This is a genomic window from Paenibacillus sp. LBL (genome assembly GCF_029893715.1).
In the GTDB taxonomy this organism is placed as follows: Bacteria; Bacillota; Bacilli; order Paenibacillales; family Paenibacillaceae; genus Paenibacillus_AQ; species Paenibacillus_AQ glucanolyticus.
The window spans coordinates 21,186-43,311 of the sequence record NZ_JARXYU010000020.1; the positions used below are offsets into that span (position 1 = coordinate 21,186).

General features: G+C 40.9%; 27 protein-coding genes. 25 read left to right on the forward strand and 2 right to left on the reverse strand.

Features of this window, described 5'->3' with window-relative positions:
• Nucleotides 1-309: 309 nt before the first annotated feature.
• The 15 genes from M2277_RS27275 (at nucleotide 310) to M2277_RS27345 (ending at nucleotide 10,320) form a co-directional block, all read left to right on the forward strand.
• Nucleotides 310-699 carry a DUF4258 domain-containing protein gene (locus tag M2277_RS27275; RefSeq protein WP_280756110.1) on the forward strand — a complete coding sequence of 130 codons (390 nt, stop codon included), beginning with the start codon at nucleotides 310-312 and terminating at the stop codon, nucleotides 697-699.
• Nucleotides 700-917: 218 nt separating this feature from the next.
• Nucleotides 918-1,154 (forward strand): hypothetical protein, encoded by a 237-nt coding sequence (locus tag M2277_RS27280; RefSeq protein ID WP_280756111.1) that lies wholly within the window; start codon nucleotides 918-920, stop codon nucleotides 1,152-1,154.
• 93 nt (nucleotides 1,155-1,247) lie between these two features.
• Nucleotides 1,248-1,502, forward strand: a complete 255-nt coding sequence (locus tag M2277_RS27285) for a hypothetical protein (RefSeq protein ID WP_280756112.1) — start codon at nucleotides 1,248-1,250, stop codon at nucleotides 1,500-1,502.
• A gap of 98 nt (nucleotides 1,503-1,600) precedes the next feature.
• Entirely contained in the window at nucleotides 1,601-1,879 is a 279-nt protein-coding gene (locus M2277_RS27290; RefSeq protein ID WP_280756113.1) for a hypothetical protein, read from the forward strand.
• Nucleotides 1,880-1,883: 4 nt separating this feature from the next.
• Complete coding sequence (locus M2277_RS27295) at nucleotides 1,884-2,441, forward strand: hypothetical protein (protein WP_280756114.1); 558 nt, start codon at nucleotides 1,884-1,886, stop codon at nucleotides 2,439-2,441.
• Nucleotides 2,442-2,478: 37 nt separating this feature from the next.
• Nucleotides 2,479-2,733 (forward strand): hypothetical protein, encoded by a 255-nt coding sequence (locus M2277_RS27300; RefSeq protein ID WP_280756115.1) that lies wholly within the window; start codon nucleotides 2,479-2,481, stop codon nucleotides 2,731-2,733.
• 36 nt (nucleotides 2,734-2,769) lie between these two features.
• Nucleotides 2,770-2,949: a hypothetical protein gene (locus M2277_RS27305; protein WP_280756116.1), complete on the forward strand. Its 180-nt coding sequence runs from the start codon at nucleotides 2,770-2,772 to the stop codon at nucleotides 2,947-2,949.
• Between the two features lie 662 nt (nucleotides 2,950-3,611).
• A complete protein-coding gene (locus M2277_RS27310) occupies nucleotides 3,612-5,120 on the forward strand; it encodes a hypothetical protein (RefSeq protein ID WP_280756117.1) in 1,509 nt (502 codons plus the stop codon).
• A 70-nt stretch (nucleotides 5,121-5,190) separates the two neighbouring features.
• Nucleotides 5,191-5,688: a hypothetical protein gene (locus tag M2277_RS27315; RefSeq protein WP_280756118.1), complete on the forward strand. Its 498-nt coding sequence runs from the start codon at nucleotides 5,191-5,193 to the stop codon at nucleotides 5,686-5,688.
• A gap of 46 nt (nucleotides 5,689-5,734) precedes the next feature.
• A complete protein-coding gene (locus M2277_RS27320; protein WP_280756119.1) occupies nucleotides 5,735-6,124 on the forward strand; it encodes a DUF6573 family protein in 390 nt (129 codons plus the stop codon).
• Between the two features lie 2 nt (nucleotides 6,125-6,126).
• The gene (locus M2277_RS27325) at nucleotides 6,127-6,879 is read left to right on the forward strand and encodes a hypothetical protein (RefSeq protein ID WP_280756120.1); all 753 of its coding nucleotides are present in this window, start codon (nucleotides 6,127-6,129) and stop codon (nucleotides 6,877-6,879) included.
• A gap of 174 nt (nucleotides 6,880-7,053) precedes the next feature.
• A complete protein-coding gene (locus tag M2277_RS27330) occupies nucleotides 7,054-8,211 on the forward strand; it encodes a hypothetical protein (protein WP_280756121.1) in 1,158 nt (385 codons plus the stop codon).
• Between the two features lie 304 nt (nucleotides 8,212-8,515).
• A complete protein-coding gene (locus tag M2277_RS27335; RefSeq protein WP_280756122.1) occupies nucleotides 8,516-8,740 on the forward strand; it encodes a hypothetical protein in 225 nt (74 codons plus the stop codon).
• 52 nt (nucleotides 8,741-8,792) lie between these two features.
• The gene (locus tag M2277_RS27340; RefSeq protein ID WP_280756123.1) at nucleotides 8,793-9,917 is read left to right on the forward strand and encodes a hypothetical protein; all 1,125 of its coding nucleotides are present in this window, start codon (nucleotides 8,793-8,795) and stop codon (nucleotides 9,915-9,917) included.
• 262 nt (nucleotides 9,918-10,179) lie between these two features.
• Nucleotides 10,180-10,320 (forward strand): hypothetical protein, encoded by a 141-nt coding sequence (locus M2277_RS27345; protein WP_280756124.1) that lies wholly within the window; start codon nucleotides 10,180-10,182, stop codon nucleotides 10,318-10,320.
• Between the two features lie 67 nt (nucleotides 10,321-10,387).
• Here the strand turns inward: M2277_RS27345 and M2277_RS27350 are convergent, their stop codons facing one another.
• On the reverse strand, nucleotides 10,388-12,184 hold the full coding sequence (locus tag M2277_RS27350; protein WP_280756125.1) for a DUF4365 domain-containing protein: 1,797 nt from the start codon (nucleotides 12,182-12,184) through the stop codon (nucleotides 10,388-10,390).
• Nucleotides 12,185-12,391: 207 nt separating this feature from the next.
• Between M2277_RS27350 and M2277_RS27355 the strand changes: the two genes are divergently transcribed.
• From M2277_RS27355 to M2277_RS27395, 9 genes are all read left to right on the forward strand, one after another.
• Complete coding sequence (locus M2277_RS27355) at nucleotides 12,392-13,285, forward strand: hypothetical protein (RefSeq protein ID WP_280756126.1); 894 nt, start codon at nucleotides 12,392-12,394, stop codon at nucleotides 13,283-13,285.
• A gap of 429 nt (nucleotides 13,286-13,714) precedes the next feature.
• Nucleotides 13,715-14,602, forward strand: coding sequence for a hypothetical protein (locus M2277_RS27360; protein WP_280756127.1), 888 nt, complete (start codon nucleotides 13,715-13,717; stop codon nucleotides 14,600-14,602).
• Between the two features lie 241 nt (nucleotides 14,603-14,843).
• On the forward strand, nucleotides 14,844-15,674 hold the full coding sequence (locus M2277_RS27365) for a DNA adenine methylase (protein ID WP_280756128.1): 831 nt from the start codon (nucleotides 14,844-14,846) through the stop codon (nucleotides 15,672-15,674).
• Nucleotides 15,675-15,718: 44 nt separating this feature from the next.
• Complete coding sequence (locus M2277_RS27370) at nucleotides 15,719-16,129, forward strand: hypothetical protein (RefSeq protein WP_280756129.1); 411 nt, start codon at nucleotides 15,719-15,721, stop codon at nucleotides 16,127-16,129.
• Nucleotides 16,130-16,551: 422 nt separating this feature from the next.
• The gene (locus M2277_RS27375) at nucleotides 16,552-17,049 is read left to right on the forward strand and encodes a hypothetical protein (protein ID WP_280756130.1); all 498 of its coding nucleotides are present in this window, start codon (nucleotides 16,552-16,554) and stop codon (nucleotides 17,047-17,049) included.
• 193 nt (nucleotides 17,050-17,242) lie between these two features.
• Nucleotides 17,243-18,217 (forward strand): DNA cytosine methyltransferase, encoded by a 975-nt coding sequence (locus M2277_RS27380; protein WP_280756131.1) that lies wholly within the window; start codon nucleotides 17,243-17,245, stop codon nucleotides 18,215-18,217.
• Between the two features lie 217 nt (nucleotides 18,218-18,434).
• The gene (locus M2277_RS27385; protein WP_280756132.1) at nucleotides 18,435-19,304 is read left to right on the forward strand and encodes an N-6 DNA methylase; all 870 of its coding nucleotides are present in this window, start codon (nucleotides 18,435-18,437) and stop codon (nucleotides 19,302-19,304) included.
• 13 nt (nucleotides 19,305-19,317) lie between these two features.
• On the forward strand, nucleotides 19,318-19,548 hold the full coding sequence (locus M2277_RS27390; protein ID WP_280756133.1) for a hypothetical protein: 231 nt from the start codon (nucleotides 19,318-19,320) through the stop codon (nucleotides 19,546-19,548).
• 98 nt (nucleotides 19,549-19,646) lie between these two features.
• The gene (locus M2277_RS27395) at nucleotides 19,647-21,077 is read left to right on the forward strand and encodes a DNA cytosine methyltransferase (RefSeq protein ID WP_280756134.1); all 1,431 of its coding nucleotides are present in this window, start codon (nucleotides 19,647-19,649) and stop codon (nucleotides 21,075-21,077) included.
• 75 nt (nucleotides 21,078-21,152) lie between these two features.
• On the opposite strand, the gene M2277_RS27400 is transcribed toward M2277_RS27395, so the two are convergent.
• Nucleotides 21,153-21,518, reverse strand: a complete 366-nt coding sequence (locus M2277_RS27400; protein WP_280756135.1) for a helix-turn-helix domain-containing protein — start codon at nucleotides 21,516-21,518, stop codon at nucleotides 21,153-21,155.
• 290 nt (nucleotides 21,519-21,808) lie between these two features.
• On the opposite strand from M2277_RS27400, the gene M2277_RS27405 reads away from it, so the two are divergent.
• Complete coding sequence (locus tag M2277_RS27405) at nucleotides 21,809-22,126, forward strand: hypothetical protein (RefSeq protein WP_280756136.1); 318 nt, start codon at nucleotides 21,809-21,811, stop codon at nucleotides 22,124-22,126.

The window sequence follows — 22,126 nt, forward strand, 5'->3', positions numbered from 1 at the left end:
GTTGAGAGCCTTGTTTATATTACCACATCTTTCCGTTATTCGGATTAGATAATTGTGTCATCGGAGCAATAGGACGAGTGATTCCTATTGCTCCTTTTCCATGATTAGGCTATAATCAACTTATTACGAAACACTATTAATTTTCTCCGCTGTTATATGATCCAGCTGGAGAAGGAGCTGTTGTCTTAGTTGACAACGTATAGAATATGCCCTGAGGTAGATTAGTGTGTGACCTTCTTATTTGGTCATGCCTTTTTTAACTTTCAGGGCTTTTTTTGTGTCTGAAAACACGTAAAGGAGGTAATAGTGATGGACCATATGCAAAAATATTGGACCGAAGAACTGGAATGGATTAGAAAAGGAGTCAACAAGATCGATGGCTTCATTACGACCATCTCACCTCATTACATGAGGGACCGTTATGGTAATGATGATTACCCCGATCGCGTCTTTGACGAACTTGATATCCTATGGGCTATTGCTCATGGGCAAATCGTAGAAGGTTATGATAGTGGGACAAAGGGTCGCAATCCAGAACCCGAACGGACCATTGTTGGACCTGCAATGTCTGGAGAATGGGCAGTCGTTATCGTGTTAATGAGAAGCGGGAAACAATTCATCGTCAAAACTGTTTTTCCTGCTGATCGAGAACGATATACAAAATACATTCCCGATATCGAGAAAAAAAGAACCTTATAAGGAAGGTGAGGGCATATGCCTACGAAAGGTTGTAAACGGAAGTATGCCTTGCTTGTCCTAGCCTATATCATAGGAGCGATCATTCTCATTGATCGTTGTATTTTCGGATAACAAGGAATACATACTCTTTGGTGATTTTTCAACCTCGTGATAAAATAAGGTCATAGGAGGGATGTTCAATGTCTCGATGTGACCGGTGTAAAAAGGAGATCATAAATATGACAACAACGAATGAAAGATCTTTTGTTGGTGGTACATTGGTTGTTACTGATGTTCCAGTACAAAAATGCGATTGTGAGGAACAGATCTTACTAGCAGATGCTGCATTAATGGCCGGTTATGCCAGGATGCTTGTTGCTGGTAACATCATCGGTAAGGTCACTGTCTCTCTGTCAGATTTGCAACGGCGATTTTCCGTTGAAGACTTTCAGCGAACGACCTTATCTCCCTCGTGATTGATCTGACCATTCAATAATAGGATATGGAAATAGAGGATGCTGCAGCTGCGGCGTCCTCTTTTTTTATGTCCAAAAATGGAGGTAATACGAATGATTAAATGGGTATCGATTAGGTTGAACTTCAGTCTTATCTGCGGTGGGCTAGCGATCGTGGAGCGGGATGGTCATAGTGACTGCATCGATTTTGATGTCGCCAAAGGCGGTGAAGTTCCACTGGTTATCGTTGGCGGCCGCGGCAAAAGGATCCCTATTGAAGAGGCTGAACAAATCGAGAGGGCACTACTTGAGCTATTTATCAAGCATCAAGTACCGATGGAAATCGGGAACTATGTCATCTCTGCGTAGGGTCAATCCATTTGAATCGAAGGGTGGTATTAGATATGGCATTTTTTGAACAAAAACAGGTTTGTCTATTAGTGAACCTCGGAGGGTTTGAAACACGAATGAGCGAAAACCTGAAGCTTGCAAAAAACTACGGCCAAACTGTGTATGCCTTAACCGGAGACGGACTCGTAAATGTAGATGAAGTGGTCCTAGTTCCCGTTAACGTTTTGGATCTATCAACTGCAGAGTTGTTGATATGGTCTTCCCTGATCAATGAACAGTTGCTGGAGGAGGGCTTCCAAACCGATGATGTGGTGATTTTGGCTGCCGGCCAAAACTATAGGGGCACTTTACCACTGGGTACGTCCATCGGGCATGGCTTCCGGATTGGAGCGTGATCCGGTGAAGATACGATACATTGCATTCAAATGGCATGTAGACGCACCCGTTGATGCAGTTAAACCCGTGCTGGAGAAAGCCGGGCTTCGTCCTGGGAAAAGTCACTTGTGGTCCCGCTCCGTTGGTGAGCATACGCTGCAGGTCGAGTTTCGGTTGAGAATGAGTACACCTGAACGATCGTACTTTTGGATCCGTTTTTTCCATCCTACATCGTCAACTGATAAAGGAGCCTTGGACCGAGTACTTTCTGACTGGTTCTTTATCTTAAGCCGGCACTTCACGACACATGTCAACTGGTTACAAGTTGCATTGGACATTGAGGGATTTCGCCCACTTTATGGATTTTCCGAGACTGCACCGAAAATCTGGACAAAAGCAGATAAGCAGACTCGTTTTTCGTTTTATCCCATTTTTGACCACTATTTGTATGAGGTTAAGAACGAGGATATTCGAAAAACGATCCCGCATCAACGCTTTTCCAATTGGCTCGATGAGTTGAGCCATAATCTACTCGGGCACGAAAGGCCGGATGATCAGATCCGTTTTAACCTGGTTGTTTAAAAATATGCCGTTCACGGCGATGAGGAGATGCTGCTATATGATAATGACTCTGACTCCTGGGCAGGAGGTTAACATTCAAACCTATTTGTATACTATGCCTGCTGACATTAAGGAAAACATTAAGGAATGCACCGACAAATGGCTAAATGGTGAATCTGCATATGGTTACCCGCATCCAGTACATGTTTGCGAGAACATTCAAGCAGCCAACGCCAGGCAACCCTTTTTATCAGTTCAACAACTTGTTGACCTGCAATTTCTTAAAAATCATTTACGGCAAGCGTTGCAATAGGTTGTATCTAAAGATACTAATGAGGAGGTCTTTCAAGTGATAGAGACATATATAGGGAAAACGATTGAGGTCCATTCAAAATTATGTGGTTTTTTGATCGCAAAAGGTCCAGTGATTGATACCGCTGGAAGTAATATGCTCTTTGTTGATATTGGTTCTGATGAAGAAATCGCAGTAACTATAGGCGATGATGTTGACATAAAAATAGTAGAGTAATTTGAAGCTTTAACAGAATTCACACCATAATTCGTTTTTTTTCTATGCAAGAAGCTGGAGGCAATAAATAAACCATAAGATGTGAGGAGGTAGCCCCTCTGCCTGTACGTTGGGCGGGAGCCCTTCGAACCGGTATGGGCGCATACACATGAGCAAAGTTCAATTGATGAAACTTCAATTTCAGGCAGAACGTCGTAAAAAGCTAAAAAGCTATACAGTTATCGGTAAGATTCTGTCGAGAAGCTAATTCTCCTGAATAGATTCAATTGATTGCAAGAAGCTGGAGGCAATAAATAAATCATATGTTGTGAGGAGGTGGCCCCTCTACCTGTGTATTGGGGGGATCCTCTGCACAGGTATGGGCGCATACATGAGTAAAATACAATTAATGAAACTTCAATATCAGATGGAGCAACGGAAAAAGCTGAAAAGCTATACGGTCATCGGTAAGATTTTATCGAGAAGCTAATCTCTTCCGTTCGATCTCATAGATAGAGGTAATAGATATTTTAATGTGGGAGCCCCTTTGCATTAGTGCAATGGGGCTTTCCTCTTTATAAAGGTGACCTAGGTGTTTTGAGATCCTGGATCATGTCATTATCAACGGAAATCGGCATATTAGCCTAAAGGAACAAGGCCATTTGTAGGGAGGCAATAAATCAATGAAGCTCATTTCCATGGAGTTGACTGGATTCAGAAACTACAAGGAAAAGCACTTCTTTTCTTTTGGTGTAGCAGCAAATCAAATACTCGGTGATCGCGGAAAGGGAAAAACAGCCTTAGGGGAAGCCATCTTGTGGTGCTTGAGAGGATGCGACCTTCAGGGGAATACCACTGGAATCCAGAAACGTCTTAAAAACAGAGGAAGCAAAGAAATTCGTGTGGAAACCCAGTGGGATATAGAGGAACCAAACGGCTCTACGAGACGTCATTCATTCTGTAGGGTTAGCAAGGGCCGCACGACCTCTCTTTTCCTGGATGGTAAGGAAAGCAATCAGTCTGATTTCGATGTACTCATCGGCTCAACCGAAGTTTTCCTCAGTATCTTTTCTCCAGGATACATCGGTGGTATTTCGGCTATAAAACTCAGAAATGTCATACTGTCCTTGCTACCGGCTCATGATCATGCAACTGTGATTAATGACTTAGATGGGGCTGATCAAAATCGCCTTATTCATTTCGATATGACCGACCCGCTCCGTTGCTTGCAAGATCTGAGGGTCGAGCTGCAGGAATGGCATGAACATCTCCGGGAAGTGGAAATACATATCAGCAGCATTCGAATCGGTGAGCTGTTTAACGGCAGCCCAGAACTCATCCAGGAGGAAAATAGGAAGCTGAACTCTCTCAAACAAAAACTTGATGATCTAATCAAGACAGAGGGACCAGATGTACCTGTGATTCTTCAGGATTGGGAAAAGGAGCTATCCTCACTTGGAAATCAGTATCGAGAACTAGTGAGGGAGTGGAAGGAAATAAATAAAAAACCTTTGCCTCATGCTACGAATATTCAGTCTGCAGCGCATGACCGGCAAGCGGAGTTAGATCGTATATCAGCGCAATGCCAAATGGTGCTGGACCACGGATTTGCTTTAAAAGAGCGAATCCAATCTGAGCGTAAGAGGTTTGAGGAAGATCAAGCTGATTTTCTTGGGCAAAAGGATTATGAGCTTCAGCAACTTCGTAACGAGATTCACCGGCTTGAGGTTAAAAAGAACCTGCGTCGGAGTAATGAGTTGCGGGCCGAAGGTCTAGCGCGGTTGCATAAGCAATTCGACGAGGGGATCGTGGAGCGGGAAAGAATACAGGCTGAAATTCAATCCGTCCATAATTTCATGCTGGAGTACGCCAGGAAGCAAGTTGAAACCGCCAATCGCGAACTTACACTTGCTGAAATTTTGCTCACATCGAAGCGGGATGCTGAAGGATCTATTACACTTCGGTACAAACTTCTTTATGACAAAAAGGAATACTTCTCACTTTCCAGCTCAGAAAAGATCCGTTGCTCCTTCGAGCTATCCCATCTGGCACATAAGATACTTGGTAGAAGGATCCCTGTTTTTATTGATACTGGGGAATCGATTGAGGCATTCATGGATGCAAAGACCCAATTCTTTGTCACATCCGTAGTTCCTCATGCCACTTTATCTTGTGATGTTGTTGTTGCATAAAGGTCGGTAATAAGGGGGACTGCAGGCATTAGCCAGCAGTCCCCTATTTATCTTCGGGAGGTAATAGATCATGTCGTATGTCTTTATAGGAATTAGTACCGTCGCCTATATATTGCTCGTACTCATTCTTGCTATTCCAATTGCATCATTGCTTTCTACGGTAAAGGCTCGCTATACCGGTAGATATCTTAATCGGTATTATGTGGTCAGTCATAAGGGAAGCGGAATTTACGAGCTCCATTGTAGTCCGGTATTTGGATTTTATTACGCGATGCCCGAAAAGTATTTCGCTCTTCATGAAGATGCTATTCGTAAATTCAAAGCAGGTTACCCTAATACATCTTTATATGCCGTCACTTCGACGCTGCAGGGCTATTATGCTCGTAAGGGTATTAAGGGAACCCCTGTAGAAGAAAATCACTACAAAAAGCTCCTAGGGGACTCGTTGAGTTATTTTCTTATTTTGCGGAACATGGCAAATTACCGAAAACGTAATGAAAAGGAATGGCAATTCGCTCATTTAATCCAACGTGTACGGCAAAATGCTCCGAGACGCTACTTGTTATAGTTCCTAAAACGATAGGGGATCAATATTCGAATCGAGGAGGATATATATGAAACAATTAGTTGGTGATTATCAGATCAACTCTTTCTCTCGAGCACATATGTTGGAAAACGGCTTACTAATTGACGTTTCAAACACAGCAGAGTCCATGGGATTCACCAGCCCTGTGGCGCTATCAAAAGCCGTATGGGAAGGTACTATGCAACCTTATGAGGGAAGAGATCGACCAATAGAAGTGATGAAATCCGGAGCCTTATGGGACTGTCTTTGGATGCTATACATAGGTTTGAAACATACCAAGAGCGAAACTCCTGAGTTTTTGTTTCCCGTCATACTAGACTGTGAGAATATTGATGCCATCTTCATCCTCAAAGCGGTAATAGGGACAGATGACGATGGTTATCCCGTGATCACAATCCTGGAACGCGAGGAGGAGTAGGGGTGCAGCAGCAAGTCGAGCAAATGGACCTATTTGCATACCTAAACGAAATTGAAAAACTACAGGAAGAACAAGCTGATCATTGGGTATCCGACGCGTTGAGCATCCAGCAAGAACCCATTCCTTTTAATCCTCAGCTTTCATTCATTTCACTTCTCAAGTCGACCGTGACATGGTTATTTAATAATCTGACCAGTCTGTTTGGTTTGATTCAATGGGTGAATGTCTACACGGTTACACGTGCCTTTGGTGGCTCGGAAGAGGGTGGTTGGTATTATCGTCGTTATACCTGCGAAGTCAGCCGTCAAGTGTGGCGTTGGGACGCAGAAGCCCTCCGCATGGAGCTTCTCCGACGATTTTCTAATCTTGCATGGGGAATGCTCTCATCAGAATCTGTTGGCCAAGAGGTTGAGGTTTTTATTGAAAAGCGTAAAGCTGCTCAAGAAAATAATAACACTAGGCCTTGTTTCAATCCGGATCTCATGTTAAAACCTGCTGCAGCAACCAATGAGTCATCGCCTGAGCTGAGATTGGTAAAAGCGTCTGGTACAACGAATCATGACCAGATAAGTAGGAGATACTCCGCTAACTATTCACATGAGGCAGTCAATAGATTTTTAGCACTGACCGGTGTTGTTAAAAAAGAACCCTGTGAACGATGTGGAGGTTCAGGATTTACCCAATTCAAGCACATTCAGGGCGGTATCTGTTTTATCTGCAAAGGAAGTGGGAGCCAGGCGCATTTAAGCTCCTAACTCTGGACGCAGTTAACGTATGTGAAGATTCAGATTCACCTGGAAGAGGGGAGGTGTGATCCTCCCGCTCCACCAAGGATCAAGCTATAGGAAATAAATAAACAAACTAACTAAAGGGAGGGAGCTCCGCTGTAACCTAAAGGCGGGAAATCCTCCTTTTGGTTACATGAGCACATGATGAATACTTACTTTCAGCGTAAAGCAATGAAGAAGGAGTCAACATTTTTCCGAAAACATGGTAAGCAAGGGTACACCTTACTTACTGTAAGAGATTCACGGCCGAACACCATACAAAAGGTAACGAACAAATATATTTATGTGCGGTCTGAAAAAGGAAATTCTGATATACGCATACCGAGATCCAGTCTTCGACGGGCATTGGCCATCCTTTTTTACAGACGGGTTTCAACACTTAAGCAACTGATCAAGATCAATTCCTTTTCCAGCGCACTGGCAGCCATGATAAAAGCGATAATGGTAGACATTTGCAAAGTCGTTTTAACCAAAACGGGGGCAGTAAGACTTACTATTCGGGGGCTTCGATATTTTTTTAGTGGATTGAGCAAAGGGAAGGATGATGTACGGATCGTAAAAGAAAATGGTGGACACTTTGTACTGCTTAATTACTACACGATTCGAAACGATCTTTCCGACAGCTGGAAACATAACCTGCAGGCACTTGGCTTTAATTATAAGTGCGTCATCTTAGACCCAGGTGAGAAAACCCTGTATGATGCCATGAGTAAAGGAAGAGAAGTCAAACCTATCAATATCGAAGATTATGCCGAATTCGTTATCCGTCATTCAGATATCATCCATCGCTATTTTACTCTTGATAAGATCGGGGATCCTGTGACCACGAAACAGAATAGTGATTATTTGGAGCAGGTAGTCGGTAAGAAACCTATTCCTATATATCATATTCAAAGTCCACTTAGCGCTCTGCAGGAGATCGTTGATGAAGGGCATGATGTGATTGGTATTGGAGGAAGCGCGTTACGTTCTGTTAGTTCTCAGAAGCGGGAAGCAGCCTTTCAAGCGATTTTTGATAGATTTGGAGAGCATGCTAACTTCCATGCACTTGGACTTGGCTCCATTAAGTACCTTTTGGGATATGATTGGTTTTCGGCGGACGCTAGTTCATGGCTGAATGCCCGGATCTTTGGCAAGTTAATTACGATGGCCGGCAATGTCTCAGTGCCTAAGTCAATGGATACTGAGCACGCCTTGGGATTCAACGTACGCTTGTTGGCAGCTTTGGAAGAACGGTATTCGGAAATGCAGATCGATATGAGTACGTATATGCCAATATTGGATGGGAACCCATGCTGATGAACTGACCATCTATATTATCCTTCAGAAAAGTTACTTACAAAGCAAGAAAAAAGTTTGGGTAAATTGGTAAATCTTTTAACCAAAGTTTACGATAGATTTAAAAGGAGCCTACAAAGGCTCCTTTTTTTAAACCCATAATACTAAAACGATAAAAAATACATTATAATGTAATAAAAAATTATATTATAGTGTATTATATTATGACTATGTAGTATAATTAATAGTAAGGAAAAGAGGATACTCAGTAGCATGAACAGCACTAATATAAACAATCGAGATGTAGAGATGGGGTTTACAGAATATGATTACCTTTAAACCATTTCGCGATTGGTACGACAGCCAAATGGACGGCAGCCGTAAAAAGAGACGAGGCGATTTTCTTAAAGAGTGTCAGGTTACTCCTACTCGAGCACAGAAAATATGGGAGGATCGGATGCCTGTCAAAACGGATATTATCGATAAAATTTGTGAGGTGTACGGGCTTAAAGTAGAGCAGGTCATTGCCTTTAAACATGAAGATTCTTAAGAGCTATACTAAACATTTTTCCATAAAATGTAGTTAGGTGGTGTTACCTGTTTTGAATCAAGATACGAATAAAGATAATTATCACAATTTCCTGGGAGTAACAAAAGACACACTGGATCCAGTTCTAACAAAAATGAGGCGCCAAGATTTAGATAGATGGTTCGGTGTTGCTTGTAGTGCCCCTTTTAAAAAGCTACCTACTATTTTTAAATCTTTAGGCGCCTTAGGGAAAATCTCATTTTCAACCTTGCCTGTGATCGGTCCTGGATTAGTCATTCTATTTGGTGTAATTAAGAGCTGGCCATTATGGATAACAATTAGTTCGATCGCAGCTATAATCCTTGTCCTATACATCATACTGGTACAACAGTACATATCAAAAATGATATCCATTGCCAGCGAACATTTTCATCTGGGTGCATTGAAAGCAAGACGACCTAAAGAGTACGAACTTTGGGCTCCTTTAATTAAACAGAATGAAAAATACAGTACTTTGTATGATTTTGTGGGTATTTATTTTAAAGCTGACAATGACAAATCTTTACGTGAAGCACTAGGGATCCTCAACGAACAGTCACTTCAGAACAAAAATGATGATTATGCACTAGAGATAGAATATCTCGAAAATGAAATCGTTCGTCATGAGAAAGCAATTAGTTATCTTGTGGGCTTAATTAAAGATACAAATAAATCCTTGTATCGTTTTGTGAACGACTGTATGAACTTTTACGAACTTGATTTTGTTTGTGGTTACACCATATATGAAATTAAAGACGATCACATTGTTAAGATCATGGATAAAGGAACCTCAGGAAGTAGCCCATCAAAGTTACCGTTAACCGAAGAAAATGCTTTAATATATTCTGCCGTTGATGTTGCTATGCATCCAGAAGAAGGGACGAAGTATAATAATTCATCTCCCGGACGTACCGTTGTTTCATCCTATATGAAGATGTTGAATGGAGTAAATTGGGTATGGTGCTTCCATTTTGACGACACGAATGATAAAGCGTTGTATCTCGCTCTTGGAGATGATATCATTGAAGTAAGAGAAGTCTATCGTTTGGTTCATGTTTTCTGTCTCATATTACAGAAGGCATCCTTATCTGGAAAGGAGGAGATTCTCGATGGTAATGAAAGATCATCGGATGGTAGCCAGTCCACCGCAGAAGGTTGAGTTTCATTCGCAAAGAGATATCTTAACCTCTAACCGTAAGAAGCGGGCGGATGTCCTGAGTGCTCTGGAAGAGCTTAGAAAGTCCCAAAGCCAAGTAGCATCGTCCATTGAGATTAGAAAAACAAATAATTAATTATAGCTTTCATAAAAACCGACATCCCTTTTATTTAGGGATGTCGGTTTTTATAGTTTCTATGTATATATTTAGTAGATTATACCGAAGATGCTACTAATAGAACCCCGATAAGGGAGGATTAGAGCATTGTTGAAAAAAAAGAACGATAAAATAATCTCGTACATCAAAAAGCCAAAAAAGATTTCTGAAAAAGACCAGGATCAAATCATTAAGGAAAATAGGTTGAAAAGAGAAGCAGCGTTAAGAAGGATTAGAAGTAGGGACTAGTGCTTACCAATTAACAACCGATCCCTTTCGGGACCGGTTGTTTTTATGTGGTACTTTTAGTGTAACATTACATTTTAGTATATAGATTATAGATTGGAAGGGTCTTATAATAGTCGCTTCTCTCCTTATCTAATTTCTCAAACATGCGTTGAGCTTCCGTCTTGCCATCTAATATAACATTGATACAGAAATGAATTTCAAACTCATCTGAAGGGAACTTTCTTTTTAAATCAATGAGAAGGTCGATATCAATCGAAGAGATATATCCGGATATTCTCTTTTTAATCTGCAGTTGATTTACTTTAATAATCAGATCATCCCTCGTGTATAAATCAACTTCAGGAACTTCGTTATATTTATCCAGAATATACTCAGCAAGATGCAATACTTCCAATTTACCGGACTGATCAAAGGAATTGATACAATTCAAACAAAACTCGAGTGTTCTTCCAAAGGCCAGTGTATTGATAAATGGATCAAAACTATCGAAGGATCTCTTTATATAGTCATAATTTATGTTTTCTCCATATTTAAATGATTCATCATTCATAAAGATATAAAAACTATGTTGGCAACTCTCAGTTCCGTCGTGTGTCTTGAGTAGAATTGGCTTGGTATATAGATTATCACTGAAGATATTCACCAGTGCTTTCGATTCTGCTTTATAAAAACATACGATAGTCAGATCACCAATACATAGATTAACGATACAGCTTCTATCAGGCTTCTCCAAGGTTAGCCCCTTCAAATCATTATATAAAGTTGCCCGAACTAAAAACTCGAAACCATCTATTAGTCGTATTTTCGATTCTTCTTCACGAATGATTCTATTCTTATCAATACAAAAAATATCAAAAACCTTTTCAAGATCCAAAATTAGCTTATACAGATTTTGAATATTTTTTAAATAATTCTTTAAAACAGGACTCTTATCGGTCACACCAAAATCTGAGCCCCTTATATCGATTTTTTTTCCATTTAAGAGGGCCAGTATAAAAGGAATTACTTTTAATTGAACGTTCAAAGAACAAAAGTCGTTTTGCTGTATATTTATTACACCTGTTTTTGGATCCAACGCGACGGTAAATGCATCCTCAAAAACCCAAATATACTTTCCATCTTGAATTATCGTTTTAGTTGAAAGGTCGTAGATAACGCCATCCACATCAATCTTCTCATTACTTTCCGTTGATAAAGCATCAAACTTGGTTATATACAACGGGACCTCAAGCGTATCCATCTTCCCGTAAATTACAAAATCATGGTCAAATATATTTGAAAGGTGGGAAGCAGAGGGATTGAATGTTAGACTTCGGATATTGTATTCTTCATACTTCCTTTGTTGTAATGGTTTGTTTTCTACTAGAATAGGAGGCTGATGTTTCTGCTCCTGCAGAAACCGGAAGCATACTGTATCCAAATTAGTTTCACTAAGTGGTCTTAGCTCAACTGACTTCGACTTCTTACCTTTACGCTCACATATTTTAATAATCGAATATAGTTCTTTAGGCAAAAGCTGCTTGTAAAATATCTTTGTTGACCCGTCAGCTTTAACTTCAACAACCAAGAGTAATACCCCGGAAGCTGAATAAAAGTTCCTATAATGTGCAAGTTTTAAGGGGAATTTCCGATTTCCTTCAGTAAAATTCTGTACCTGGGTACCCTTCACTTGAACAGTGACGGATCCGTATCTTGATTCAACTGTTTGTGAGTCATCAATAAAAAGTTCTATCTCTCCATCAAACGAAACCCCTTTGTCACCCTTCGTAATATTTGGAACCAGATTTGAAGATGGTTTATTTGCTTCCCATTCAACAGCTCCTACAGCAATCAACTCAATTTTTGAATTGGATAGGTTCGCCATGGCCAGACTCCTTCAGATATAACTTCATTAATGTAAGTTGGGGGATTTCTTATAACACATAAAGAAAGTAAGTTATTATTACTAATTATATAATATACAAACTTCATTACATAATTATAATTTATATAACTGCCGATATATATCGTGTAATGGAATAACTCCCTGTTACCAAAATAATTTTGTAAGTTACTTAGGAGGTATAAACTGGTGAATATAAATGTTTTTGATATTGTAAACAGATTTCAAACCGAATTAAATAAAGACATAAAAAACCATTCGACTAACTGGTCAAATCATATAAGTGAACTTCGTAAATTAATTGACTTGGCTCTTACTTCTATGCCTTCGAGTAGACAAGGCTTAATCTTTGGAGCTGGGAATTGTAATGATTTTTCACTATCTCACCTAGCTTCTCATTTTGAATATAAATTAACGTTACTTGATCTAGATGCAAGGAGTATCAAGCGAGCCATAGAGAATGAAGATATTGAGATAAAAAGAAAAACAAGTGTTATTCAGAAAGATATAACTGGTTTGTTCGCAGCAAAACATTCCAAAGATCTTATAAGTTTGGCGCAACACTCATTGGAGTCAGAAAAAATTCTCAATAAATGGCTCACTTCAGATTTCAAGATTTGCTCACCATATATAATTAATAAAAAATTCCCGTTTGTTATGTCATCAACGGTGGCAACACAATTAGTGGCTTCATTAGGTCCTCTCATTAATGCTTCAAATCTCTCCTTAGTGGGAAAATTAAAATCTTTTGCAGAGAAAGTATCCGATTCTCATGTAAAACAGATTGCGTATTTATTAGAAACAGGAGGGGCTGCTGTAATAACCAGTGAGCAGTATGAATGGGGGCACGACGAACATGGTAATTATTTACCTACCAGTATGTATGTTAGTGATCCAACAGAAATGTTGCAAAGCACAGTTCAAAACTTATTAGAACAGAAAAATTTATCCCTTCCAGGAAGAATAGAACGTGAACATCTAACTAATGCTGGCTTGCAGATACTTCACTCCTCAGAATGGATTTGGAATTTAGTCGGGAATCGGCATTACTTAGTTAAAGGCTGGGTAGTCACAAAGCCCTAAATACGACTTAATCCAATACCTAGCAAGTTATTTTGTGAGAAATTATATTAATCCCTCCAAAACCGCAATAAGAAGAATTCAGCTATTTTATATTGTAAAGAACGAGTATTTCTCAAATAGTAGTGCCTCTGCTATAATAGATGTATTGTGAAATACTTATAATTTTCCTTGCCGTCTAACAGGAACAGTGCAAGGAAGGAGTCACAGCTACATCGTTAGTTATAAAAATAGGATTTGCATTTGGAGATTATAAAGGTATACGGGATCCGTATGCCTTTTTTGATCTCCTTTTTGCGTTTCCAAAACAAGGAGGTCAGAGAAAACGCAAAGGAGCTGCAGCGGCACATTTTTACTTAGTACCTAAAGAGACTTTAAGTAAGAAGTAAAAAAGCTCGCTGCGGGTGGAATTAGAAATAAGGAGTGATTTTTGTGCGACGAATATCTCTTATTACAGAGTCTTCTGCAAGACCGGATGAAGCTCTGCCGGCCTACCTTTTTTATCAAGGTAGCAAAAATCGATGGATTAACGCTGTTATCGAGTATATGGAAGTCAGGGCGTTTCCACGAGAGAATATTTTCTTTTTAAGTCATTATGGTCAGCGAATCATTGGGTATGAAGAAACCGTGAATCCTTACCCGAAACAGAAATATCATCCTCGGGCTAAAGAGGCCGCAATTCTCGCAGATAAGGTATTGGATTTTATTCTCTCCATGAACCCGCTTCCCTTTGTAGAAATACATACCGGTCGTACATGGGCAGATCCACTCAAGCAGCTGTTCGACAAACATAACATTTCCTACAGACTCTTTGCAGATGGAGTATCTCTTGGTCAAAAACCGTCCTATTATGGAGTGTTGATTGAGGAAGAGCTAGACAAGCGAAGACTTAAGGATATTCAACGTGAAAGATGGAATGTCTCATCGCTAATCCGGAAGCAGACCCCTCAAGAAGCCAGTGAGATTATCACTAGATTTGATAAGCAAGCACGTTTGTATGGTATCGAGAGGAATCTAGAAGAACTGAAAGAGTTGCTTGGTGGTTATAAACAAAAACGCAAGGACGAGATGAAAGCATTACGAGAGTTGGAGAATGTGGTGCAGGAGGAAGATCCATCTGGAGTGCTCTCCGATTTTCTTCAATCACAGGATTCTCTAGCTGATCTTCATGCTCATCGTGACTTCGAGGGTATTAAAAACCAATTTGGTAAGAGCATGGCTAAGTTTACGTTGTATTTGATTAAGCGTAACTACGTAACTCTGATGGAGAACAGAATAAGTGAAGCGCTACTCCGTACTCAGATTGCTCTAATAAAATAACGAAGGTGGAATTATGCAAATCATAAAATGGTTGTGTCTACATACTCTCTAATTTAGGTGCGAGGGAGGAGCGGGTATCCGTAGTGGTATCCGTTTAGAGGTTCTTTGAAGCCCCCTTCCATGCGTGCTCCCCAACGGGATGAGTAGCACTTGTGCTTGTTCGAGAAAGCACAAGAGGACAAATAGAGTCCTACCTATTTCCGCATCGATAATACATGATACGGAAACAGGAGAGATGGAAATGGCAACGACATATGTTGATGTAAATAGTGTAGGTAGTGTTATTCGCTGGTTTGGAGGTAAACATTTTTTATCGAAATCTCTGGTTCCACTTATTCCTGAGCATCATTGCTGGGCGGATGTTTTCGGCGGCGGAGCGCACATGACAGTAGCGAAGAAACGTAGCAAAGTAGAGGTCTTTAATGATAAAGACCACGATCTAATTAATTTCCTTATGATCCTTCGAGAGCATAGGGCCGATTTAATGGATGCTTTGGCCGCCTTACCTACTAGTCGCTACCTCTTTGAGCAATGGCAGCGCGAAGCCCTTCCTGAGGAACCATTTGAACGTGCTGTGCGATGGTACTATTTACTCCGCCAATGCATTATTCCTGCAAACGGGATAAAGAGTGGTTGGCGCTCGGGGAAAATTAAAAATTCAGCCAGTGATTATCAAAATTCAATTCCAAAACTGGAGGCATTCGAGGAGCGGTTTCGTCGCGTCATGATTGAATGCTTAGATTATAAAGATTTGATTCAACGATATGACTCATCAGGCACATTCTTCTTTGTGGATCCACCTTATGTTGATCGTGAGCAATATTATAAATTTGCTTTTGATGAGCACGTTCAACTAGCTGAAATGTTACACAACATTAAGGGAAAATGCATGGTGACATACTATGGAGATCCTTTAATTCTGGAGCTTTACCAAGACTGGCATCGTGTGACATTCGAGGCCAAAGTAGGATCCGTGGTTAAAGCTGAGCTGGGCCAGACGAGAAAAGTGGAGACGGAATATGTCTTTATGAATTATATCCCTGAAGAATCAGGACAAATCCCTCTATTTTAGCAAGAAGCAGGAGGCAATTAACAGAAAAAAAGGAGCTGGTGATAATGCCAAAATGTCATTATTGCGGACACGAATTAGAAATGGCTGAGTATCTGGATGACGAAACAGTCTTGTCTTCAGGTTATATCTGTACGACTGAAGACTGCCAGGTTCACAAGATAGTGAATCTGTACTTTAAGCCTTGGTCTTTATCTGAGAAGGAGATCAAAGAAAGATTAGCCGGCATCGATGTTCATTGGAAATGGTCAGGTAAATTCTTCTTTTATGTGACTCCAAATGACCATTACAAAATTCGTTCTCTAATAGAGAAGATATGCCAGGACAATCAATCGATTCTCTTTGATTCTGAAATCGATTATGTCATGTCTTGTCCGGAAGGTGTTCGCCAGCAGATTCGCAAGACCTATGGAGGAGACTTCCCAATTCTATCTTCTTTACGGGAAGTAAAGTTATAGATGAGAAGGGGTGTGATCCGCTTGGCAACGATCGTTGAGTATGTAGAAGGACAAATGATTGTCCAAATTCATGAGGGCATCACATGTGATAACTGCGGTATGAGGAATCCTGTGGAAAAACACCCCCGTGCCTGTCGGTGTGGAAAAATGATGCATCCATATACTTTTGATTTTAGTCGGTGGAGTCCTGGTTATGTGGTCATACGCTGTACGTGTGGTACCAAACTAGACTGCACAAGGTTCATTAATACTTGTGCTTGCGGACAGGACTACGACTATGCAGGTACCGAACTTGGCCCAAAAGAGGGAGAAGAGATCAGTGAAAAATATGCGGAATGCTTGCTATTGACCTGATATAAAAATTTGTAGATAGGGAGTTCGCTTGAAACGAGCTCCTTTTCAGTATATTGGAGGTAATATATTTGCCTAAACCCAGACCGATCCAAGTTCACGTTAACAGTACCGGTAAGAAACAAAACAAACTGCAGGAGCTGATTCATAGTCAACAAGGATTTGTCTTTCTTCCACTAAACGGAAAATTAAAGACTGCGATTTATAACAAGGGATTTATTGATGGAAGAAAGCAGCCAATCCGCATTGAACATTCTTATGAATCATGCTCTGGAACGGTGAACGTGCTAGCTTTTTCATCCATTGATTTTTCACACAAGATCAATGGCAGGCAGATAACCGGCGTGGTTCCGTTGGATCGAACTTTTCTTATTTCAGCCAATGAGGCTGATCGGTTTATATCTTCTGTTTGTGAAATGTGTGACTACCTTGGAGATCCCGATTGTTTTCGCCGTGATTTCCGTTGCTCGGAGATTGACCGGGATAAGTATCGTGATGGGGCATGGTTTGAACTTAAACAAGAACTGCGTAAAGAGCGGAAACGATTTGCATTTCCCGTAAAGGGTTGAGGGATACGAAGCGTCCCGCCACAGTAAGTTACACTTGGACGCTTTCGGTTCTTTAATGTACCTCATAAAACTGTCGTAAGCAAAAGGTAGGGCTAAGAACACCTTTTCGCAAGTTCGGAGGGATGGCCCGACATCTCTCAGATCAGTTGTCCTCTCGTAGCTGTGAGCTCCACAGCGAAACGAGGACTAATAAATGCAGTGTTTTGAAAAACTGACGATTTCGTCATTCTTTTCTGGTATGGGTGGACTTGACTTAGGGTTCAAGGAGCTTTTCGATATTCAGTGGGCGAATGAGCGAGATCCCCATGCCGCACGTGGTTACGCAGTGAACATTGGAGACCATATACAAGTGGGTGATATAACTGAACTCTCCAAATCCGATATTGTACCTTCAACAGGATTTATTGGTGGGCCGAGCTGTATCGATTATAGTACAGATGGGGCAAATAGAGGAGATGTTGGGGAACATGGGAAATTGGTGTGGACATACCAGGACATTACCTGGAGTTTAATGCCGCAATTTTTTCTCTTTGAAAATGTGTCAGGGCTTGTCAATAGACACCCTCAGACATTTGAAAGGCTGCTGGCCAACTACAAGCGTATCGGATTTAACGTCTCTTGGGCAATACTTGATGCTGCTCAATTTGGCGTCGCACAAAATCGAAAGCGTGTATTTATAGCTGGAATTCGGAAGGATTTAGGATTCTATTTCAGATTCCCGCTTCCATACTTGGAAAGAAAAACAGTTCGGGATGTGATCAGTAGTCTCCCCTCTCCTGAAACGATAGGCGCACGGGAGCGGGTTCTCGGTTCATTTCCCAATCATACTGTGACCTGGGAAAGTCCAACACCTTCCCGGATCCAAGACGTTATTTTACATCCAAGAAATCAGCGACGCGGAATGCGAAGACTTGAATGGGACAAACCGTGCCCTACGATTACTGCGCATATTGCCAAGGATGGTAGAGAATTTTTACATCCTGAGGAAAATCGCCGCATCACAGTTCGAGAGGCGCTTCGTCTTTCCGGTTTTCCTGATAACTTTGTTTTACCTGCTGTAATGCCGCTTTCAGCCCAATATCGATGTGTGGGTAATTGTGTTGCATATCCCGTTGCAAAAGCTCTAGCACACGCGATGTACCATCAGTTGATGTTTAATCGTAAGTGAGTTTGCTAAGCTAATTGTTGCTCAGAAAAAGACCGTACATTGATTGGGATTCTTCTACAGGGCAGACTGGACTTAACAGCTTCTTCGGCAACCTAATGAGTTGTCCTTACTCCTTAGTTCGGTCTAAATGTCTTCATGCCCTTTATGTCCATACCCTCTGCACAGGGATTAGTAAGCCCTCCTGTGCAGAAGGGGGGCCATTTAGGGAGGGGACAATATGTCCAAGCAAGAAGATAAAAGCCGTTTATATCGAATAGAACGATTCGCACCGGAGGAGATCGCACGGTTACCTTACGAAGTCGCATCACATGCTCAAGCTATAGGCGGTCTTCCGATGAATCATACTGAAGTCTTTGAGAAGCGGGGATGGTTACTGCCTTTCTTATTTACTTATGACGATCTGCTTTGGGGAAGATGGCGGTACTGGACAGATATCTTACAGAAAAAAACGATTACTGGTAGTGGGTCAATTCCTCGAATAGAGTGGGTGGACATGGAATCAAATACGGCTGTTTCAACTATGAAAATGTTGGAGTGCTGCCTAAATCATCACGAGGCAAATATCGATAGCTTTGCAGATTGGCTACTTTGGGGACTGGGAGCTACAGAGGAAAAACCTCGAGTTTCTGAAAAATTGAATGAACATTACTACCGCGAATTCGATTTGTTTCTTGTATTGGATAACCCAACTGATTACATGTCATACTTGCTGTGTGAACAAACGGGTAAAGGCTATAAATCGGGGCTAGGTTACTATCCAACACCTTTCAATCTATCGCGTATGATGGTTGAAATCGTTCATGGAGATGGTGATTTAGAGCAAATGAAACGGCAAAGTGTGCTTGATTCGTGTGTGGGTTGTGGCGCCCTGTTGCTGCCGGCATCTAATTATTTTCTACGTGGATACGGTCAAGACATTTCTGGTATTGCAGTGAAGCTGTGTACCATTCAAATGTTTTGGTATGCCCCATGGTTTGCACGTCCTGGCGAAGTCAGTGGTTTTGATGAGATGGAGGGGCCAATTGAACTTGTCCCAGCAATCCCACGGAAAAACGTGACTACTGATCAACTCGCATTCGCATTCTAAGGAGGATTCCACTTTGGGGGAAATATTTGATTTTCAAGCAGCCCTATCGTCGAAGCAAGAAGAGGTCAAAGAAAGCCAGGAGCTTAATAACTTAAAAGAACACTTTCAAGGGTTGATATCTGACATGACTCAATCCGAAATAACGGGTCTGATTGAAGCGATCATGCAAGGAGATCATGATAAATACTTTACAATTACCAACCCATTGATTTTGCGAAGAGCGATACGAGAATTCAATACGTAAAGCTACGCTCATATAGAGAAATTCCATAATTGGAAAGGAGGAAGTCCCCTAGCATCTTATCGGGGGCTTCCCCGATCCGTGTATGGGGCACAACCACTATGAATAACGGAAAATTACTTCTTCAGAAAGTCTACACTGTCAGCAAAAAGCACGGAGCTCCACGTCTTTGGCTTCAGCATATTGTATGTGAAACAGCCGGCTTCACGCCGGGTGAAGATCTTTTTGTGCGTGTAGATGAAACGAATAAGGAAATCATCATCCAGAACAAAACATTTGAGAAGAGCGAACATGTTCATGAAGTGAGCGTATCATCAAGAGCAAATCGAATCAGCGGAGTACAACGGCCACTTGTCGACACTTGCGGTACAAGGTACTCATCCATCTTATGTGTTCAGGAGAAGATTGAGATCAATGTATATCGTCATCGCGACTATTCACAGGTTGTTGTCCGACCGTTACGTTATCGACTTTTTGGCAGCGATACGTTTGAGCCACCTGCAGACGAACGTATTCGCCTTTTAACAGTGTGTTCAGGTGCTGGAATAGGTGGATCCATGTTCGTGAACACAAAGGGCTACACGGCCGTTCAGGAAATCGAGATGGAAGAAGACTGTGCAGAGGTTATTAAACATAATTTCCCATACTCTTATCTATTCAATGGTGATTTAAGAGATTGCCATACCGTTGCAAATGCGGATGTAGCGTTTATTTCTTTAGATTGCTCAGAGCATAGTTCACTTGGTGATGGAGGGCAGGGTTATTTCAATAATCTTGTGCTTGGGACATATAAAATACTCGAGGCAGCTAACCCCCGGGTTATATTTTCGGAGAACGTTCCAGCTTTTTATGAGTCTACTGCATATCAAGATTTAAAGGAGCTTCTCACACCCGCTTTTCCATATTTGATTGGACCTATACAAATTGATAGCTTTGACTTTGGCAGCATCGCTCATCGCACAAGATCCTATACGGTTTTTTTTCGTGATGAAGAGGATTTTGATCAATTTCGGGTCCCAAAACCACCAGTCTTCCGAAGGTTCAAGCTTAAAGACTACCTAGACCCGAAAGGGACAGAGCATGTATGGAAATCTGTTGAAGCGTGGTGGGACAGTTTCTCTAAAAAAAAGGAGAAGAATAATTCCTGGGCTAACCGAAGTACCGTAAAAACATTTGTGGATCCGGAAACATGTACCGAATTGCAATGCATTCCAGCTCGCTATCGGAGTCAAAGTGCTAGCAATTCCTATGTACTCAGTGAGGTTGGATCCAAGTGGCGGTTTCTTACGATTAGTGAACTGCGTCGAATATTTAATATTCCTTCTTGGTTCAGTTTCCCTTCGCACATTCCAGTTTATCGGATCTATGAAATGATCGGTCAGAGCGTATGCGGAAAAGTTATAACTGCATTCGCCAATGAAATTTGTTCCATGTTCTTTCGACGCCACGTCAAAGTGGAGGGAGGTAAGAAGAATCAAAATAGTGTCGGAATGGATAGAGATCAAACTGGGCAGATTGGTTTTGTATTTTAAATCTTGACGATTGATAGAAATAATCTAAACAATAAACGCCTGGAGTTTTCTGCTTTAGGCGTTTATTGTACGCTTTTAAAAATTCCGAAACTCCGGATGGCTATTATTCTTGAGTTGCAATACTTCGTGCAGTAACCTGTGTATAACAATAAGCTCAGATGTGTTGAGTGGTAACAATTGTTCATCTATTTTCGATAAGACTTTTGATTTCGTTTGATCGATATTATCATTCTTGTCTTCGAGCAGTTCTGATGGTTTTACCCTCAGTGAATTTGCAATCTTGGATAGTGTATCCAAAGTAATATTGATCTCACCTCGTTCAATCCTTCCTAAGTATGACTGATCAATTTGAAGAATTTCCCCTAGTTCTTCTTGTGTATATTTATTTGCCCTTCTATATTTTCGGATCATATTTCCAACATCTATATTAATACTGGACAATTTTCTCCACCTCTTTATTTGTTCTGTAGCCATTAGTGAATATTTTTGATGATATCATCAATTCATAATCAACCCATTCAATTTACAAACCCTTACACTAAAAGGTATAATATTCATATTACGATTCACAATCATTTTCTTTGCTGTTCTAACGATTCCGCAAAGAGGGAGTATGCTAAGTACATTAGCGAATATATATAGGGCTTGACATAGGAGACCAAAGAAACACACGGGATACGTGTGTCTTTTTGTGTCTCCTTTTTTTTGCCCCAAAAAAGGAGGTAATACAAATGCTAAGCATGACCAGCAATGAAGCAATACCAATGAAGGTAAGCTGGCGGAAGTTTGTTCGAAAGAAATTTCGAATTCTAAAGGCTGGAGATCCCCCGAGATATTTATACTCATCATTTACCAATGCTCGATTCGATTTGATCTATCTATCACCAAATCGTAAGTATGCTGAATACAACCTACACGATCCGGGATCGTTATTCGGTTACGATTCAGAGGAAGAGTTGATGGTATTACTTGAAGATGGCAAATGGATTGCATATTACGGCGGGATCAGGTTTTGGGATGAACAGTTTTCATTTCAAAGGAGGCAATAA